This window comes from Actinomadura formosensis (assembly GCF_050948385.1).
Taxonomy (GTDB): domain Bacteria; phylum Actinomycetota; class Actinomycetes; order Streptosporangiales; family Streptosporangiaceae; genus Spirillospora; species Spirillospora formosensis.
Map to the genome: position 1 here is coordinate 855,020 of NZ_CP192011.1, position 18,001 is coordinate 873,020.

An 18,001-nucleotide genomic window follows, 5' to 3' on the forward strand; every position below is an offset into this window, starting at 1 on the left:
CGAGAGGGACAGCAGGAGCCGGGCCCAGGGCATGCGAGGAGAAGACCGTGATCGAGCAGCGGACGAGGACCACGTCGGGGGCCGCGCACCGGGCCGCCTGCGACCGGGAGACCAGCGTCACCAGGTCGCTCCTGGGCTACGGCGTCATCGCCGGGCCGGTGTTCATCGCGGTGGTGCTCGCCCAGGCGCTGACCCGCGATGGCTTCGACCTCACCCGGCATGCGTGGAGCCTGCTGGCCAACGGCGACCTCGGCTGGATCCAGATCACCAACTTCATGGTGGCCGCGGCGACGACCCTCGCCTGCGCGGCGGGCCTGCGCCGTGCCCTGGCCCCGGGGCGGGGTGCGACCTGGGCCCCCCGTCTGGTCGGCGGTTACAGCGCGGGCCTGCTCGCCTCGGGGGTCTTCCGCGCGGACCCGGCGATGGGCTTCCCGGTGGGAACGCCGGAGGGGCCGGGGGCGGTCAGCTGGCATGGAATGCTCCACCTCGCCGGCAGCACCGTCGGCTTCCTCTGCCTGGTCGCCGCCTGCTTCGTCATCGGCCACCGGTTCGCCGCCGAAGGCCGCGGGGGCTGGGCCGTCTACTCCCGGCTCAGCGGTGTGCTGTTCCTGGTGTCATTTGCCGCGATCGCCGGTGGCGGCGGCGCCGCGTGGGCCACCGTGACCTTCATCGCCGGGATCCTGATCAGCTGGGGCTGGATGTCGGCCCTGTCGCTCCACCTGTACCGGCGCGCCACGCCCGGCCGCGGCTGAGACCCGTCCCTCGACACCCGTTCGTCCGACGACATCATCGAAGGAGAGCACCATGCGATACATGATCATCCTCCGGGTCACCGACCGGCCCGACACCCCGCCGCCCGCCGATCTGATGGAGGCCATCGCCAAGCTCGGGGAGGAGGCGACCAGGTCCGGCGCCCTGCTCGACACCGCCGGGCTGGCTCCCAGCTCGGAGGGCACGCGGATCACCCTCACCGGGGGTGCGATCAGCGCGATGGACGGCCCGTTCACCGAGGCCAAGGAGCTGATCAGCTACGCCTTGTTCGAGGTCCGCTCCAAGGAGGAGGCCGTGGAGTGGACGTCCCGCTTCCTGAAGGTCCACCGCGACCACTGGAAGGGCTGGGAGGGTGAGGCGGACATGCTGCGCGTGATGGGCCCCGAGGACTTCACCGCCCCCGCGTGACCGCTTCCACCGGCTCACCGAGTTGACGCCCCCGGCCGGGTTTCCGGCCGGGGGCGTACGCGGTGCCGGGCAGGGTGCGGCAGCGGGTTCCCGGGTGGTTTGATCGGGCCATGACAGGTGGCGATTCACACCGGACGGTCGAGGCGGTCTGGCGGATCGAGTCCGCACGGGTGATCGCGGGCCTGGCCAGGCTGGTCCACGATGTCGGCCTGGCTGAGGAACTGGCTCAGGACGCCCTGGTCATCGCACTGGAGCAGTGGCCGCGGACCGGTGTGCCGGACAACCCGGGCGCATGGCTCACGCTCACCGCCAAGCACAGGGCGATCGACCTGATCCGCCGCAACGCCCGGTACGCCGAGAAGCTCGCGGAGATCGGCCGGGACCTGGAGCTCCGCCAGGAGTCGGCCGAGGCCGACGTGGACGACGCCCTCGACGACCACATCGGCGACGACCTGCTGCGGCTGCTGTTCACCGCCTGCCATCCCGTGCTGCGGCCCGAGGGGCGGGTGGCGCTGACCCTCCGCCTACTGGGCGGCCTGACGACGCAGGAGATCGCACGGGCCTTCCTCGTCCCGGAGCCGACCGTCGGGCAGCGGATCTTCCGGGCCAAGCGCACCCTCGCCGACAAGCGGGTGCGGATCGAACTGCCCGCGCCGGACGAACTGTCCGCCCGGCTCGTGTCCGTCCTGGAAGTCAACTATCTGATCTTCAACGAGGGCTACTCGGCGACCGCCGGCGGTGACTGGATGCGCCCGGCGCTGTGCGAGGAGGCGCTGCGCCTGGGCCGCATCCTGGCCGGTCTCATGCCGGACGAGACCGAGGTGCACGGCCTGGTCGCTCTGATGGAGATCCAGGCGTCCCGGATTCGTGCCAGGACGGGCCCGGACGGGGAGCCCGTACTGCTCCTCGACCAGGACCGGAGCCTGTGGGACCGCCTGCTCGTCCAGCGGGGGCTGGCGGCCCTCGCCCGCGCCGAAGCACTCGGCACGCTCGGCCCGTACGGGCTGCAGGCCGCGATCGCCGCCTGCCACGCCCGCGCGGCGACGGCCGAGGACACCGACTGGGAGCGAATGGCCGCCCTGTACCGGGTGCTCGCCCACCTCGCCCCCTCCCCGGTGGTGGAGCTGAACCGCGCGGTCGCGGTGAGCATGGCGTACGGCCCGGCCCGGGGCCTGGAGATCGTGGACGCCCTGCGGGAGGAGCGTTCCCTCAGGACCTATCCGCAACTGCCCGCCGTACGTGGCGACCTGCTCGAGAGGCTGGGCCGCCTGGACGAGGCCCGCGAGGAGTTCCGGCGCGCCGCCGCACTCACCCGCAACGAACGCGAACAGTCCCTGTTCCTCACCCGCGCCGAGCAGTGACCCGCACCAGGTGAGCGGACGGGCGTCGCCTGCCTGACCAGGGATCGGAGTTGCCCGTCCAGGTCATCGGTGGATGCCGAAGGTGTGCGCGACGTGCGGTGTATCGACCAGGGTGTGGGGCGCCAGGGCGTGGTAGGCCCAGACGTGCACCCACGCGTTGCCCGTGCGTACGGTGAGCCAGACCTTCACCATGCCGGGGCCGAAGTAGGTGAGCAGCAGGAAGGCGATCGAGACGGCCGCTTCCCGGGGGGAGCCGTACTCCGCCCAGGAGTCCCACACATGCAATGCCGCGTAGGTCAGCCCGCCGAAGATCACTGTCGTCGCGACGGAGCCGGTCAGCTTGACGAAGCGCGGGATCAGGATCGCGTAGACGAACACCATCGTCGGCAGGACCGTGCCCGCCATGTAAAGGATGAAGGTGAGCGGCACGCCCAGCAGCAACTGCCTGGCGCCGAGGTCGAAGATCTCCGGACGCAGCGCGGCGATCTGCACGATCCCCTCGACCAGCAGCACGACGACGATCAGGCGGAGGTCGCCGCGCCGGTCGGCGGAGACCAGGTTGAGCGCCCGGGCCGGGTAGCGGCGCCAGAAGTACGCCAGCGGCACGATCGCGAACACCACCAGGTTGTAGCCGGCCCAGGCGAGCGCTTCGGACCGCGCGACGTGGTCGTTCGTCTCGTTCACCGAGCCGGCCAGGTGCAGGCCGAACGGGTGCCAGCCGAACGTCCGCCCCACCACGAAGCCGAGGGCGAGCCCGCCGGCACCGTAGGCGATGAGCAGCAAGGTCTCACGGAGCGCCGTGGCGCGCTCGGGGGCGCGGGCCGCCAGGTCGGGCCTGGGCCGGCGCCGGGTGAGGAAGAAGGCCAGGGTCATGATGAGGAAGACCTCGGCGAGCCGGACATTGAAGTCCACCAGATAGGCGGACGTGGGGCGCTCCGCGGTGCCGGGCAGGTCGAGCGGGAGCCTCCGGTCCGCCAGGACCAGCAGCAGCGCGTTCGCCGATACCCATCCCAGCGCCGCCAGCCATACGGCGCGATTGCGGAACAACGAGCGGACCGATCCGCCGGCTGCCGGCGGATCGGTCCCGGGCGGGTGTTGCGAGGACGGTTCAAGGCGCATCGGGGGTCTCCGTCCGGCGTTTACTAGTACAACTGTGCTACTTCCGGGATAGTAGCACGACTGTGCTACAAATGGGGGATGCCTCGAGTGGTGGACAGTGAGCAACGGCGACGGGACGTGGCGGCGGCGGTATGGCGGGTGATCCTGCGCGACGGGCTGGACCGGGCCTCGGTCCGCAACGTGGCGAGCGAGGCCGGGCTGTCGATGGGGTCGCTACGGCACTACTTCGCCACGCAGTCCGAGCTGCTGGCGTTCACCCTGCACGCGATCATCGAACGGATCCAGCAACGGATAGCGACGCTTCCCCCGGGCCCCGACCAGCGTCGCCGCGCCGAACTGGTGCTGGCCGAACTGCTGCCGATGGACGAGGAGCGCGCCGTCGAGAACCGGGTATGGCTGGCCTTCACCGCGCGCGCGATGGTCGATCCGAAGTTGCGCGCCCTGCAGAGCGAGGGGTACGCCCTCCTGCGCGAGGGCTGCCGCGCCCTCGTACGCTCCCTGGACGTACCCGAACCCGCCGTAGAGTACGAGACCGACCGGCTGCACGCCCTTGTCGACGGCTTGGCCGTCCACGCCGCGACCCATCCCCACCTGACCACCCCGGCGCGGATGCGCGAGATCATCGCCGTCCACCTCGCCGAACTCGGCCGTCCCGCCGGGACCGCCTGACCGGCGCCCACGGCGGCGGGACCCCCGCCGCCGTCCGACCGCTCTTCTCTGCAACGCGGTCGGGGCGGGCGTTCTCCAAGTCCGCTGAGCCCTTCTCTGCGGTCACCGCGCTCGAACCGGTGGATCCGGTCAGGCGGGGATCCGCTCGATGAGGACGGCGACGCCGAGGCCCGCGGCTCCCGAGACCGCGGCGACGCCGTAGCGCCCCTCACGGCGTTCGAGTTCCTCGACACAGCCGCCGGTCATGATGGCCCCGGTGGCGCCGAAGGCATGGCCCATGGCGATGGTGCCGCCGCTGGGGTTGAGCCGGTCGGGTCCGGCGCCGAGGTCGCGGCGCAGCCGCAGGCACAGCGCCGAGAACGCCTCGGCGAACTCGAAGACGTCGATGTCGGCCGGAGTGAGCCCGGCCCGCGCGATGACCGCCTCGACGGCCTGCTGCCCGGCGGTGAGCATGATGACGGGGTCGGTGGCCACGGTGGCCGAGCCGACGATGCGGGCGCGGGGGCGCAGCCCGGCGGCGCGGGCCGCGTCGGCGTCGCCGAGCAGGAGCAGCGCCGCCCCGTCGGCGAGGGCGGGGGACGTGCCGACGGTGTGCAGATGCTCGATCGTCCCGGCCTCGGGGTGGGCGGCGAGGGCGAGGGCGTCCTGGCCCTGCGCGCCGAGCTCGGCGAAGGCCGGCGGCAATTCGGACAGGGCTTCCAGGGTGGTCCCCGGGCGGATCAGCTCGTCGCGGGCGAAGAGTGCGCCGCCGGGCAACGCGACGGGGACGACCGAGCCGTCGTGGCGGCCCGCGTCCCAGGCGGCGGCGGCCTTGTGCTGGGTCTCCACGCCGTAGGCGTCCAGCTCCTCGCGGGTCCACCCGTCGAGGGTGGCGTTGAGGTCGGCGGCGATGCCCATGTGCACCGACCCGATCCGGGCGATCGTCTCCGGGTCGTGCCACAGCGGCCCGCGGTCGCTGAACATCGGGACGCGCGAGACGCTCTCGACCCCGCCCGCCACGACGAGCCCGAGGTCTCCGCCGCGGATGCGGGCCGCGGCCAGTGAGACGGCGTCGATCCCCGAGGCGCAGAACCGGTTGACCGTGCCGCCGGGGACACCGGGCCCCCAGCCCGCCAGCAGCGTCGCGGTACGGGCGAGGTCGGCGCCCTGCTCGTCGACCTGGGAGGCCGACCCGATGATCACGTCCTGGACGCGCGCGGGGTCCAGCCCCGTCCTGTCGACGAGGGCCCGCTGGAGCCGCACGACGAGGTCCACCGGCCCGATCCCGTGCAGGGATCCGCGCGACGAGCCCTTCCCCCGGGCCGTACGCACGTAGTCCAGTACGAGGGCTTCGGTCATGCGGCCTCTCCCGTCCTGCTAGTTACTCTCATAAATGTAGTGAAGTTGTCGATGGTGAGCAAGGCTCGGATTTCAGAAAACATGGCTCTGTACTGCATCGCTGCGTAGCTGATATTGACGCCTAACTCTCACTACTGTAGTAAAAGGTTGAGGGGCTCCAGGTCGCCCCACCCGAAGGGAGCGGACAGATGACCACGGGAACATCGGTACTCGGCGGCTACCAGAGCGACTTCGCGCGCAACTGGGCCCGCGCCGGCCTGGACTTCGCCGACCTCACCGAGCAGGTCGCCACCCGGACGCTGGAGGCCGCCGGGCTGGAACCCGGCGACATCGAGGTGATCCACGTCGGCAACGCCTTCGGCCAGCTGTTCACCGGCCAGGGCCAGCTCGGCGGCATGCCCGCCACCGTCCTGCCCGAGCTGTGGGGCGTGCCCGCCTCCCGGCACGAGGCCGCCTGCGCGTCCGGAGGCATCGCCGCGCTGGCGGCCATGGCGGACCTGGAGTCCGGCCGCTACGACGTGGCGCTGGTGCTGGGCCTGGAGCTGGAGAAGACCGTTTCCGGCGACCTGGCGGCGCGGCACCTCGGCGCCGCGGCCTGGGTCGGGCACGAGGGCCAGGACGCCACGTTCATGTGGCCCTACATGTTCAGCGCCCTCACCGACGAGTACGACCGCCGCTACGGCATCGACGACGCGCACCTGCGCGCGATCGGCGAGCTCAACTTCCGCAACGCCCGCGCGAACCCGCTGGCCCAGACCCGCGCCTGGGAGCTGACCGACGCCAGCTTCAGCGCCGACGACACGGCGAATCCGCTGGTCGAGGGCAGGCTGCGCCGGCACGACTGCAGCCAGGTCACCGACGGGGGAGCGGGCATCGTCCTGGTCAGCGACCGCTACCTGGAGCGCCGCCCCGAGCTGCGGAGCCGCGTCGCCCGGGTCCAGGGCTGGGGGCATCGCACCGTCGGGCTCTCCCTGGACCAGAAGATCCAGCGCTCCAAGGACGACCGCTACGTCCTCCCGCACGTCCGGCAGGCGGTGACCGACGCCTTCGGCCGCGCCGGGATCGCCGGGGTGGCGGAGATCGACGTGATCGAGACCCACGACTGCTTCACCATGTCGGAGTACATGGCCGTGGACCACTTCGGTATCACCGCCCCCGGCGAGAGCTGGAAGGCCGTGGAGAACGGCGATCTGGAGAAGGACGGCCGCATCCCCGTGAACCCCTCCGGCGGGCTCATCGGCGTCGGCCACCCCGTCGGCGCGACCGGCGTCCGGATGCTCGTCGACGCCGCCCGGCAGCTCACGGGCACCGCGGGCGACACCCAGGTCGACGGCGCCCGGCGCGTGGCCACCCTCAACATCGGCGGCAGCACGACGACCGCCGTCACCTTCGTCATCGGACTCGGCTGAGGGAGCCCCTCATGGACGTGGAGATCTTGGGCCGGGTCCTGTCGACCCTCCCCGAAGACGACGACCACCCCTATCGGACCGGACCGTGGCGGCCCCAGACGACGGAGTGGAAGGCCGACGACCTCGAAGTCGTCGGCGAGATCCCCGCCGACCTGGACGGCCTCTACCTGCGCAACACCGAGAACCCCGTGCATCCGGCGCTGGAGCGCTACCACCCCTTCGACGGCGACGGGATGGTCCACGCGGTCGGCTTCCGCGACGGCAGGGCCTTCTACCGCAACCGCTTCGTCCAGACCGATGGGCTGCTGGCCGAACGGGAGGCCGGAGGCCCGCTGTGGGCGGGCATCGCCGAGCACCCCGGCAAGTCGCTTCGCCGGGACGGCTGGGGCGCGCGCGGCCGGATGAAGGACGCCTCCAGCACGGACGTGGTCGTCCATGCCGGGGTGGCCCTCACCAGCTTCTACCAGTGCGGTGACCTGTACCGGCTCGACCCGCTCACCCTGGAGACACTGGGCAAGTCCGACTGGGGAGGGATGTTCCCTTCCTGCGGGGTCTCCGCGCACACCAAGACCGACGGGCACACCGGCGAACTGCTGTTCTTCAACTACGGCAAGGACGCCCCCTACATGCACTACGGCGTCGTGGACGCCGGGAACCGCCTCGTGCACTACACCGAGGTCCCGCTGCCGGGACCGCGGCTGCCGCACGACATGGCCTTCACCGAGAACTACGCGATCCTCAACGACTGCCCGCTGTTCTGGGACCCCGACCTGCTGGCCAAGGGGCACCACGCGGCCCGGTTCCGGCCCGACCTGCCGACCCGGCTCGGCGTGCTCCCGCGGCGGGGCGGCGCATCGGAGATCCGCTGGTTCGAGGCGGAGCCGACCTACGTCCTGCACTTCGTCAACGCCTACGAGGAAGGCGACGAGATCGTCCTGGACGGCTTCTTCCAGGGCGACCCCGAGCCCAAGGACATCGGCGACGGCGGCTTCTACCAGCGCATGTTCCGTTTCCTGGCCCTCGACCGCATGCAGACCCGCCTGCACCGCTGGCGCCTGGACCTCAGGACCGGCCGGTGCAGGGAGGAACGGCTGTCGGAGTCGATCACCGAGTTCGGCGTCCTCAACAACACCTACGCCGGGCGCCGCCACCGGTACGCCTACGCCGCGAGCGGCGTGGCCGGCTGGTTCCTGTTCAACGGGCTGGTCAAGCACGACCTGCTCACCGGCGCCGAGGAGCGGTACGACCTCCCCGAGGGCGTCTACGGCAGCGAGCCCGCCATGGCGCCGAGGGTCGGCTCCACCGCCGAGGACGACGGCTATGTTGTTACCCTGACCAGCGACATGAACGAAGATCGCTCCGAATGCCTGATCTTCGATGCCGCCCGGCCGGCCGACGGCCCGCTCGCCCGCGTCCTGCTGCCCGAACGCATCTCCAGTGGCACGCACGCCACCTGGGCCCCCGGTTCCGCCATCCCCGGCTGGGCCGGCACGGACCCGCCGGCGACCGCGGCCGGCCTGTGAAAGGCGAACTCCTCGTTGAGTCAGCGAAACGCCACCGAGACCGCGGCCCCGCTCACGGTGCACCCGCCGGACCGCCCCACCCGGCTGCCCCGCGGCACCACCAACGCCGTCGGCCTGACCCTCGGGCTGATCGGCGATGAGTGGAACCTGCTGATCCTCAGGTACGCGCTGCTGGGAGCTCGCCGCTACGTCGACTGGAAGGAGGCGCTGCCGATCTCCGACGCGGTGCTGACCCGCCGGCTGGCGGCGCTCACCGAGATGGGCGTGCTCATGAAGGCCGAGCACCGGGCCCGGTCCCGGCGTTTCGACTACGTCCTGACCAAGCGCGGCCGGGACCTGTGGCCCGTACTGCTGACGATCTGGGCCTGGGAGTCGGCCTGGGTGGCCGGCCACCGCGAGCGGCTGCCGCGGATGGTGCACCGGGGCTGCGGCCGTGAGTTCATGCCCGTCCTCGGCTGCGGGGCCTGCGGGCTGCCGGTGCGGGCCGGCGACATCAGCGGCGGATTCGGACCGAGCGGCACCTGGAGCCGCTCGGTCCCCGCGGCGACCACCCGGCGCAGGTCGCAGCCCTCGGGCGAGGCCGGCCTCTTCCCCGAGACGATGGCTCTGATCGGCAACCGCTGGTCGGCGGCACTCCTGGGCGCCGCGTTCCAGGGCGCCCACCGGTTCCGCGACTTCGAGCGGTGGCTCGGCGCCCCGCCCACGATCGTCTCCGACCGGCTGCGGGTCTTCTGCGAGCTCGGCGTGTTCGTCCAGACGCCCGGCGGCGAACGGGCCGCCTGGTCCAGCTACCGGCTGACCGAGAAGGGGCGCGCCTTCCACCCCGTCATCATGACCGCCGTCGACTGGGGCCAGCGGTGGTTCCGTGCCGCCGAAGGCCCCGCCCTGGTCTACACCCACCGCGCCTGCGGCCAAGACCTCAAGGTCAGACTCCTGTGCGACCGGTGCGACGCAGTGCTGCGCGGCACCCAGGTAGCGGTGCTGCTCGACTGATCGAGCGGGGCACATCACCCCATCGGGTGTGTGTGGCAGGTGTAGATGAGGCCCCTGGTTGCGGCCTTTGGATATGTGGCGTTGGGCCACAGGTCGTACTCTGGTCGGCGATGGTTACACGAGGTGTGGAGGGTGCATATCAGGGTGCGCTTCGGGCGTTCCAGAACCCGATGCTCGATCTGCTCCACCGGACCTATGCGCCGTTCGTAGTTACGGTGCTGGCGATGATGTTCACGCCGGAGCGGTCGACGGTGGCGGTGGCGGAGGCCCATGCGGAGGTCGCCGACGCCCTCGACCAGTTGCGGGCCGCGGGCTACGGTGACGAGGACGACCAGCCCCTGCCGGCGGGGAATGCCCGTGACCTGTGCAGGCAATGGGTGCACGCGGGTTGGCTGGTGCGGCAGGTCTCCGACGACGTCGAGGTGTACCGGCTGTCCGCACACGGCGTCGGCGCGCTCGAAGTGGCCGGGCGGGTCGGCGGGGCGCGGACCAGGGTGTCGGAGTCCCGGGTCCGGACGCTGCTGGAGGCGGTCGAGCGGCTTGCGCAGGACGCGGACCCGGACGTGATGGCCCGGATGGCGCGCCTCCAGACGGAGATCGATCAGCGTCGGCGAGAACTTCACCGGCTCGAACGGGGCGGCGCCGTCGACACCGTCGACGACGACCAGTTGCTCGAGGCGGCGGAGAACGTCCTGCATCTGGCACGGGAGTTGCCCGCCGACTTCGCCCGCGTCGCCGAGTCGATCAAAGCCATGCAGCGGGACGTCGTCGCCGACCTGCGGCAGGACGTGCGGCCGACCGGGGAGGTGCTGCGCGAGTACCTGGAGCGCGGCCGGCAGATCATGGACGCGACACCGGAGGGCCGCGCGTTCGCCGGGGCGTTGCGCCTGATCGGTGACCCGGCACAGATCGACGACCTGTGGAGTCTTCTGCGCACCGTGCTGCGGCACGGGTTCACCGAGCTGATGCCGGAACCACAGCGGCGGGAACTCGCCGAGATCGCACGCCGGATCGAGCAGGGCGTCAAGGAGGTGCTGACCGCGCAACGGCAGGCGTCGCACGTCATCACCACCCAGGTGCGCAATCACGACCCGATGCGGGACCGCCAGGTGGACGAGCTGCTGCGGGACGTGATGTCCGGATTCCACACGTGGGTGCCCGGGTCGCGCCGCGGCACCGCCGTCACCCCGCTGCGCCGCCTGCCGGTGGCCGACGTCAGGCATTTGCGGCAGACCGTGAGCGACCCGCGTCCGCCCCAGCCGCCCACGCCACTGCGGGAATGGGACGAGGCAGAGGACGTGCCAGCCGCGGACACCCGGGCCTGGGGTGGTCCACAGTACGCCGAACTGCGCGCACATCTGGCGGCGTTCGCGGGCGACGCGGACGAGGTCGACGTCGCGGCCGCCTTCCGCGCGGCGGCCGAGCGAATACGGCGGCCGGTGGATCTGCTCGGCCTGCTGGAGATCGCGCATGACCTCGGAATGACCGACACGGCCGAGGTCGCGGTGGTCGACACGGTCCGGCCGGACCAGACCCGGCGGCGGCTCGCGTTCGGCGGCGTGCGGGCCGCGAACCCGGCACCGGCCCGCGCCACGGACGAGACACCGGGAAACCACGATGAGTGAAACGGACGGCGCGGACGACGGCTGGTCGACCGGCTCGGCGGCCGGCTTCATCGACCCGGTGGCGATGGAGGACGACCCGGCCGAACTGTTCGCCGGTGACACCGGCACGCTGGACGTGGCCGTGCGGCGGGTACTGGTACGGCTGCTGCAACGCAGGTTCCTGCTGGCCGAGAAGAACCCGGCGCAATGGCGCACGCTGCTGGAGAACCAGCAGATCATCGAGTCGCGGTTGCACGACCTGTTCGTCCGGCTCGTGGTCGATCACGACCGGGGCATCGCCTACAAACAGCAGGTGCGCTCGGCGGAACTGGACGTCCCGATCCTGCTGAAGGACGACCCCTACAACCGGGCCGAGACCCTGGTACTGGTCCACCTGCGGACCGTCTTCCAGCGGGAACGCGGCACCGGCGAGACGTCCGCGCGGGTCGACATCGAAGAGCTGGAACAGACCGTCCTGACCTATTTCGATCCAGCCGACCACAACCTCGCCCGCAGCCAGCGCGAGATTCACAACGCGGTGCAGCGCCTGGTCACCGAGGGCCTGCTCGCGGAGGAGTCCACGGGCCGGTACCGCATCACGCCGCTGGTCGAGGTCGTGCTGAGCACCGAGAAGCTCACCGAACTGAACCAGTGGCTACGGGAGCAGAACGAGGTCGCGCCATGAGCATGATCGACACGTTGTTCGGGTTGATCCCGGCGGCGTCGCGGGGTCAGCAGTGGGTGGCGCGGGATCTGCAGCTGGTCAACTGGGGCGGTTACGACGGGTATCACCACATCCGGTTCGCTCCCGGCGCGACCCTGTTCAGCGGTGGTTCCGGGTCGGGCAAGTCGACGTTGATGGACTCCTACATCGCGTTGCTGATGCCGCACACCACGCCGTTCAACGGGGCGTCCAACGGCGGGGTGGTCGGCCGGCCCCGGGGCAAGGACCAGCGCAACATCCTCTCCTACGCCCGCGGGAAGCTCGACGAGTCACGGACGGACGGCGAGACGAGGCTGCGGGTGCTGCGCGGGGACGGCCGCGACACCTGGTCGGCGATCGCGATGACGTGGGCCGACCGGAGCGGTGCGGTGTTCACCGCGCTCCGGGCCTGGTACGTGCCGTCGTCCGCGCGCACCCTCGACGACGTCGTCCCGGTCCGCGCCACCCGGGACGACGCCTACGACCTGCGCGAACTGGACGGCCCCGCGGGCAGCAGGCTCGCCCGCGCCGCGGTCGAGGCGACGGGCGTGACCTGCTTCGGCACCGACCGGGACTTCACCGCCCGGCTGCACACCGCGCTGGGCATCGGCGCCGCGGGGGACGGGCACAAGGCGGTCGGGTTGCTCGGCAGGATCCAGGCCGGTCAGCAGATCACCACCGTCGACGCGCTGTACAAGACGATGGTCCTGGAGGAGCCGTCCACCCTGGCCACGGCGGACGAGGTGGTGCAGCAGTTCGACGAGCTGTCCGGTACCCGGGACCGGATGATCATTGCCCGCCGGCAGGTGCGGGCGCTGACCCCGATCCGCGACCATCGGAGAACCATCGATGACGCGGTGGCCCGGTTGCGGGTGATCGACGACGTCGGATCGTTCACCGACCCGGCGTCCTCTGCGGCGCTGTGGCGGCACGAACGCCGGCTCGACCTGTTGCGCGCGGCCGAGGAGGACCTGACCGGACGGCGCCGCCGGGCCGAGGGGGACGTGCGGGAGACGGCCGCGCTGATCGACGTGGCGGAGTCCCGGCGGGACGCGCTGCTCGACACCTTGCGCGCGTCCGGCGGCGACCGGCTGGAGACCGCGCTCCGGGAGATCCGTAATGTGGAACGGCGGCTGGCCGACGTCGAACGCACACGGGAGCGGCTGGACCGGGCCCTGGGCGCCATCGGCGTCACCGTGTCGACCGGCGAGGACTTCGCCGTGCTGGTCGACACGGCGCGCCGGGCGCTGGCGGACTCCCAGGCCAGGAAGGCCGCCCAGAACGAGTTCGCGAAGGCGGCGGGGGAGGCCGCAGCCGCCGAACGCGAACTGGCCGGGCTGCGCGACGAGCGCGCGGCGGTCGAGGCCCGCCGCGGCAACATCCCCACCGACCTGCACACCGCCCGCGACCGGGTGGCCGACGCCGCCGGGCTCACCCCGGACGACCTGCCGTTCGTCGGCGAGCTGATCGAGGTGCGCACGGAGTTCGAACCGTGGCGGGAGGCGTTCAACCTGGCGCTCGGCGGGTTCGCCACCCGGATGCTGATCGACATCGGCCGGCTGAACGCGTTCCGCGAGGCGATCAACGCGGTGAAGCTCCCCCGGCGCATCCAGTTCGAAGGCGTCCGCACCGGCAGGCGCGACGAGATCGGGCTGAACGACAGGACGCTCCCCGGCCGGCTCGACTACCGGCCGTCGCCGTTCACCGCCTGGCTCAAGAGCGAACTCGTCCGCGGCTTCGACTTCGTCTGCGTCGAGACGCCCAAGCTGCTGATGCAGCACTCGAAGGCGCTCACGATCACCGGCCAGATGTCGCAGGGCAGCCGGGGCGCGCACGGCGGCCACGGCCGGGCCAACCTGCTGGGGTTCAGCAACACCAGGCTGCTCGCCGACCTCGACACCCGGATCGAGCACGCCCGGGAGCGCCGCGACGACGCCGTCGCGCGGGAGGCGGAGGCGGAGCAGACCCTCAACTCGTTCGAGGAGCGGCGCACCGCCTACCAGGCGGTGACCGAACTGTCCTGGGAGCAGGTGGACGCCGAGTCGGTCGCCGCCGAACGGGATCGCTGGAAGCAGGTCATCACCGAGGTCCGCGCGGGCAACCCGGAGATCGACCGGCTGCAGGAGGAGTCGGAGGAGCTCAAGAAGCAGATCACCCGGCTGACCGAGCGCGTCGGCGGACAGAAGCGGGAGGTGGAGCGGCTCGGCGGGGAATGGGAATCGATCGTCGACGAGGTGGACGGCGCCCAGCGGGCGCTCGACACCGCCGCGGCGACCGGCACCGAGGTGAGCCCGGAACACCGCGAGTACCTCACGGGGCTGTTCGACGGCGCCCCGGACGGCGCCGACCCGGCGACGGCGCTGACGGAGTTCGACGCCGCGCACCGGCGCGGTGCCGAGCGGATGCACGACGACCGGAAGTCGGCGGAGGAAACGATCGCCCGGTCACGCAAGGCGCTGCACGAGACGTTCTCGACGTTCGTCGAGCGCTGGCCGAACCCGAACCTCGGCACCGATCCGGACGCCTCCTACCGCGACTTCGACCGCCTGCTCACCGATCTGGAGACCAGCGGCCTGCACGAACTGGAGACCGAGTGGCGCGACAGCCTGCTCAAACTCTCCGGCAACGACCTGACCAGCCTGGACAGCGAACTCGCCGCCGCGGTCCGGGAGATCCGCGACCGGATCGACCCGGTCAACCGCATCCTCGCCGAACTGCCGTTCGCCGACGACCGCCACCGGCTGCGCATCGACCCGCAGGAAAGCCACTCCGCGGTGCGCGCCCGGTTCCGCAAGGAGCTGCGCGATGTACGCGCCGTCATCGACAAGGCGGCGACGGACGCCGATCGGGAACGCGCCTACCACCGGATGGCCAAGGTGATCGACCACATCCGCCGCACCGCGCCTGATTTCGCCGACCTGGTCGACGTGCGCAATCACGTCCGGATCAGCGCGGAGAAATGCGACCTCGCCGGCGAGCATGTCGCGGTCTACGACCACATCGGGGAGAAGTCGGGCGGCGAGTCCCAGGAACTGGTCGCGTTCATCGTCGGCGCCGCGCTGCGCTACCAGCTGGGCGACGCGGGCGCCGAACGGCCACGCTACGCCCCCGTCTTCCTCGACGAGGCGCTGATCAAGGCGGACGCGCACTTCACCGGCCGAGCCATCGGCGCATGGCGCGGGCTGGGCTTCCAGCTCGTCATCGGCGCCCCCAATGACAAGCACAGCGCGATCGAACCCCACGTGGACGCCGAATACCTGATCCTCAAGAACACTGAGGGGCGGTCATGGGCGAAACCCATCGTGGCGGTTCCCGGCGCATGACCCCCCGGCTGATCACCCCGGCCGACGCGATCGAGTCGCTCCGCCGCAAGGTCCACCAGAAGTGGGCGGCGGCCGTGTGCGCCGACCTCGGCGCCGGAGACCCGGTCACGTTCTCCGTCCCGCTCCGCCCCGGCGTGTCGACTGGAAGCGCGGTGGCGCGGATCGGGTACGCCGCCTGGCACGAGTGGCACATGCGCTGGCGTGAGTTCCCCGACCGGCACCCCACAGGCGTGCTGATCGTCCGCAAGCCGGTGTCCGTCCAAGGTGTGACGGACGACTACCCCACCATGCTTGTCGCGGGCCTGGACGCCGCCGTCGCCCTGGTCTCCGAAACCGGTCGGCCGACCGTGGACGTCGGCCGCGCCCGGGCGCTCGCATCATCGCTGCGGTCCGCGGGCGCGGTCCTCACCCCGGCCACCGTCCGGGCCGTCTACCAGCTCGGAGCCGATGACACCAAGGTACTGCTCAGTGCGGTGACCTGGCTGCGCCGGAACCCGGACGCGGGCGCATGGACCGCACGTCAACTCCCGGTCCCCGGCATGCACACCAAGTGGCTCGACACCCATGGCGCGTTGCTGCGCGACGTCGCCGGACGCGACGTCCGGGACGAGGTCCGGCCCCGGCCGGCCGTGCTGCACCTGACCTACGTCGACCCCGGTCACGCCGCGTCGGGCCGCCGCAGGCATGACGCCTGGACCACCGGCGACACGCACGACATCGCCTACCGGCCGCGGATCGTCCTCGTCGTCGAGAACCGCGACTCCCGGCTCTGGTTCCCCCCGGTGCGGGACACGATCGTGGTCGAGGGCGGCGGCAAGGCGGCCGCGGCCCTGCTCGCGGACGTGCCTTGGATCCGCGCTGCGGACCACATCGTCTACTGGGGAGACATCGACGCGGACGGCTACGCGATCCTCGACCGGTTCCGCGCCGCGCTGGCCGAGCCCGCACCGGACGACGCGCCACCGAAACCGGTCACCTCGATCCTGATGGACGCCACCGACCTGCACCGCTACGCCCAGCACGGGGTGAACCACGACAAGGCCGGTCGCCCCATCAAGCCGTCCCCGGCGATCCTGCCGCACCTCACCGAAGCCGAGGCGACCGCCTACGACACCATCGCGACCGCAGGCCCCACCCCGTTCCGCCGGATCGAACAAGAAGCGATCCCTCTCGCCCACGCCGCAACCCGGTTGCTGGACGTCTCCACGAGATCTCATCCGTAACCGGGCCACCAGGTACGGATCCAGCGCGTCCGGTCGGCGTTCACCGCGTTCGGTACCTGCGGCATCACCGACCCGCTCGCGTCAGGGGACCAGTGCGACGAGGCGCGGGAAGTTGACCAGCCGCCCGTTTCCTCAAGGCCAGGACCGTGACGCACGCGGTGAGGACGAGGCACAGCCAGGCGAACCAGTCCCCGAGCCTGGAATACGGGGTGGTGACGCCGGGAGTGGAGACCTCGGCGGTCAGGACGGTCAGCGCGGCGCCGCCGGTACGGGCCTCCGCTCGGACGTTCCCGTACGGGTCGCTCACCGTGAGGGCTCCCTGAGTGGCGCTGCGGACGATGGTGAGCCCGCTCTCGACACCGCGGGTCACGGCGACGCGGCTGTGCCACCAGGCGTCCTGGCCGAAGTCCAGGGCCGGAGTGAGAAGCACGCGGGCCTCCTGTCCGCGGTACGCGCGGGGCAGGGCGGGATGGTCCAGGTCCTTGCAGATGATCAGACCCCACCGGGTACCGGGCACGAAGGCCGTTTCCGATCCGGCGGAGTATCCCTCCTCCAAAACGGGGATGAGGTGGTGCTTGCGGTAGACGGTCCCCGACGTGACGTCCAGGGCGGCGTTGGCCGTGACACCGTTCCGGACCAGCGTCAGTCCGGTGACGACATGGCGTCCGGCCGCGGCGCGGGCCAGCGGTCCGGTGAGCAGGGGCAGGGTGCGTTCATCGGCCTGGACGAGCTTCTCCGGCAGGACGATGACCTGCGCGCCTCGCGCCGCCACCGATCGCACCCGCTCGGCGTAGCGGGCGACCAGCGCGCGCCCCTCGGGGGTCTCCACCGGGATCGGATGATCCCAGCTCGGGCCGGCGATCAGCGCCACTTTCATCGTGGGGCCCTCGGCCGCCGGCCGCAGGAACCCGTAGCCGAGCGCGGCCACCACCAGCAGGGCCGCGGCCGCTCCCAGCCGGCCCCGGGCGCGCGGTCCGGTGCCGGGCGCGGTGATCGCCGCCACGGCCGCGGGGACCCCCAGGATCAGGAAGGTCATCCCCCAGAGCCCGGTCAGCGAGGCGATCTGCAGGACGGGCCGTACACCGGCCTGGGTGTATCCGACGCTCCAGAACGCCCCTTGCGGCATCGACATCGCGTACTCCACCGCGACCCACGCGGAGGGTACGGCGACGGCCGCCGCGAACGGCCTGCGCCGCAGCATGAGCGCGCGCGCCAGCAGGACCGTCAGGGCGAACAGCACGGCCGTCCCCAGGAAGATGCCGACCACGAGGGGCACCGGCTGATCCAGGCCGTCCTCGCCCTGGTAGAAATCCCACAGGTTGGTCTGGCCCCCGAGCCAGGCGGCGAACGCGGCCGCGGCGGCGGGGCCCACGCCGGTACGCGGGGCCAGCAGCAGGACCGGCAGCGCCGCCAGCCAGGTCAACACCGGTATCGGATGCAGTCCCGTACCAAGGTGGAACAGGGCGGCGGACGCCGCGGCGGCGGCCACGGCGAGGAGAACACGGGGACGTCTGCGGTGCATCGGACGACCTTCCGATCGAGGGTGGGGGGTCGCCT

Annotated in this window: 14 protein-coding genes; 11 read left to right on the plus strand and 3 right to left on the minus strand. The window is 71.6% G+C overall.

All coding sequences use genetic code 11. The features are described from left to right. The first annotated feature begins 47 nt into the window (after positions 1 to 47). The 3 genes from ACQP1N_RS04005 to ACQP1N_RS04015 all read left to right on the plus strand — a co-directional run bounded on the left by ACQP1N_RS04005 (position 48) and on the right by ACQP1N_RS04015 (position 2,540). Positions 48 to 752 carry a DUF998 domain-containing protein gene (locus ACQP1N_RS04005; RefSeq protein WP_242608570.1) on the plus strand — a complete coding sequence of 235 codons (705 nt, stop codon included), beginning with the start codon at positions 48 to 50 and terminating at the stop codon, positions 750 to 752. Between the two features lie 52 nt (positions 753 to 804). After that, positions 805 to 1,179, plus strand: a complete 375-nt coding sequence (locus tag ACQP1N_RS04010; RefSeq protein ID WP_067792753.1) for a YciI family protein — start codon at positions 805 to 807, stop codon at positions 1,177 to 1,179. A 110-nt stretch (positions 1,180 to 1,289) separates the two neighbouring features. Beyond that, positions 1,290 to 2,540 carry an RNA polymerase sigma factor gene (locus tag ACQP1N_RS04015; RefSeq protein ID WP_067792756.1) on the plus strand — a complete coding sequence of 417 codons (1,251 nt, stop codon included), beginning with the start codon at positions 1,290 to 1,292 and terminating at the stop codon, positions 2,538 to 2,540. A gap of 63 nt (positions 2,541 to 2,603) precedes the next feature. Here the strand turns inward: ACQP1N_RS04015 and ACQP1N_RS04020 are convergent, their stop codons facing one another. Then, positions 2,604 to 3,587 carry a hypothetical protein gene (locus ACQP1N_RS04020; RefSeq protein ID WP_433229168.1) on the minus strand — a complete coding sequence of 328 codons (984 nt, stop codon included), beginning with the start codon at positions 3,585 to 3,587 and terminating at the stop codon, positions 2,604 to 2,606. A 150-nt stretch (positions 3,588 to 3,737) separates the two neighbouring features. Between ACQP1N_RS04020 and ACQP1N_RS04025 the strand changes: the two genes are divergently transcribed. Then, positions 3,738 to 4,328 (plus strand): TetR/AcrR family transcriptional regulator, encoded by a 591-nt coding sequence (locus tag ACQP1N_RS04025; RefSeq protein WP_084262329.1) that lies wholly within the window; start codon positions 3,738 to 3,740, stop codon positions 4,326 to 4,328. A 129-nt stretch (positions 4,329 to 4,457) separates the two neighbouring features. Here the strand turns inward: ACQP1N_RS04025 and ACQP1N_RS04030 are convergent, their stop codons facing one another. Continuing rightward, positions 4,458 to 5,666: an acetyl-CoA C-acyltransferase gene (locus ACQP1N_RS04030; protein WP_067792764.1), complete on the minus strand. Its 1,209-nt coding sequence runs from the start codon at positions 5,664 to 5,666 to the stop codon at positions 4,458 to 4,460. Between the two features lie 188 nt (positions 5,667 to 5,854). On the opposite strand from ACQP1N_RS04030, the gene ACQP1N_RS04035 reads away from it, so the two are divergent. From ACQP1N_RS04035 to ACQP1N_RS04065, 7 genes are all read left to right on the plus strand, one after another. Then, the gene (locus tag ACQP1N_RS04035; protein ID WP_067792767.1) at positions 5,855 to 7,075 is read left to right on the plus strand and encodes an acetyl-CoA acetyltransferase; all 1,221 of its coding nucleotides are present in this window, start codon (positions 5,855 to 5,857) and stop codon (positions 7,073 to 7,075) included. 11 nt (positions 7,076 to 7,086) lie between these two features. Then, positions 7,087 to 8,598, plus strand: a complete 1,512-nt coding sequence (locus ACQP1N_RS04040; RefSeq protein WP_067792770.1) for a carotenoid oxygenase family protein — start codon at positions 7,087 to 7,089, stop codon at positions 8,596 to 8,598. A 15-nt stretch (positions 8,599 to 8,613) separates the two neighbouring features. Continuing rightward, entirely contained in the window at positions 8,614 to 9,591 is a 978-nt protein-coding gene (locus tag ACQP1N_RS04045) for a winged helix-turn-helix transcriptional regulator (RefSeq protein ID WP_433229170.1), read from the plus strand. Between the two features lie 170 nt (positions 9,592 to 9,761). Beyond that, positions 9,762 to 11,216 carry a DUF3375 domain-containing protein gene (locus tag ACQP1N_RS04050; protein ID WP_433229171.1) on the plus strand — a complete coding sequence of 485 codons (1,455 nt, stop codon included), beginning with the start codon at positions 9,762 to 9,764 and terminating at the stop codon, positions 11,214 to 11,216. Next, positions 11,209 to 11,880, plus strand: a complete 672-nt coding sequence (locus tag ACQP1N_RS04055) for a DUF4194 domain-containing protein (RefSeq protein WP_067792776.1) — start codon at positions 11,209 to 11,211, stop codon at positions 11,878 to 11,880. Before ACQP1N_RS04050 ends, ACQP1N_RS04055 begins: the two co-directional genes overlap by 8 nt. After that, positions 11,877 to 15,221 carry an ATP-binding protein gene (locus tag ACQP1N_RS04060; protein WP_433229173.1) on the plus strand — a complete coding sequence of 1,115 codons (3,345 nt, stop codon included), beginning with the start codon at positions 11,877 to 11,879 and terminating at the stop codon, positions 15,219 to 15,221. The genes ACQP1N_RS04055 and ACQP1N_RS04060 overlap by 4 nt, the downstream gene beginning before the upstream one ends. Beyond that, positions 15,218 to 16,444 carry a Wadjet anti-phage system protein JetD domain-containing protein gene (locus tag ACQP1N_RS04065; RefSeq protein ID WP_433229175.1) on the plus strand — a complete coding sequence of 409 codons (1,227 nt, stop codon included), beginning with the start codon at positions 15,218 to 15,220 and terminating at the stop codon, positions 16,442 to 16,444. Before ACQP1N_RS04060 ends, ACQP1N_RS04065 begins: the two co-directional genes overlap by 4 nt. 64 nt (positions 16,445 to 16,508) lie before the next feature. Here ACQP1N_RS04065 and ACQP1N_RS04070 read toward each other — a convergent pair whose 3' ends face one another. Next, complete coding sequence (locus ACQP1N_RS04070; RefSeq protein ID WP_433229176.1) at positions 16,509 to 17,966, minus strand: nitrilase-related carbon-nitrogen hydrolase; 1,458 nt, start codon at positions 17,964 to 17,966, stop codon at positions 16,509 to 16,511. Between the last annotated feature and the right edge of the window lie 35 nt (positions 17,967 to 18,001).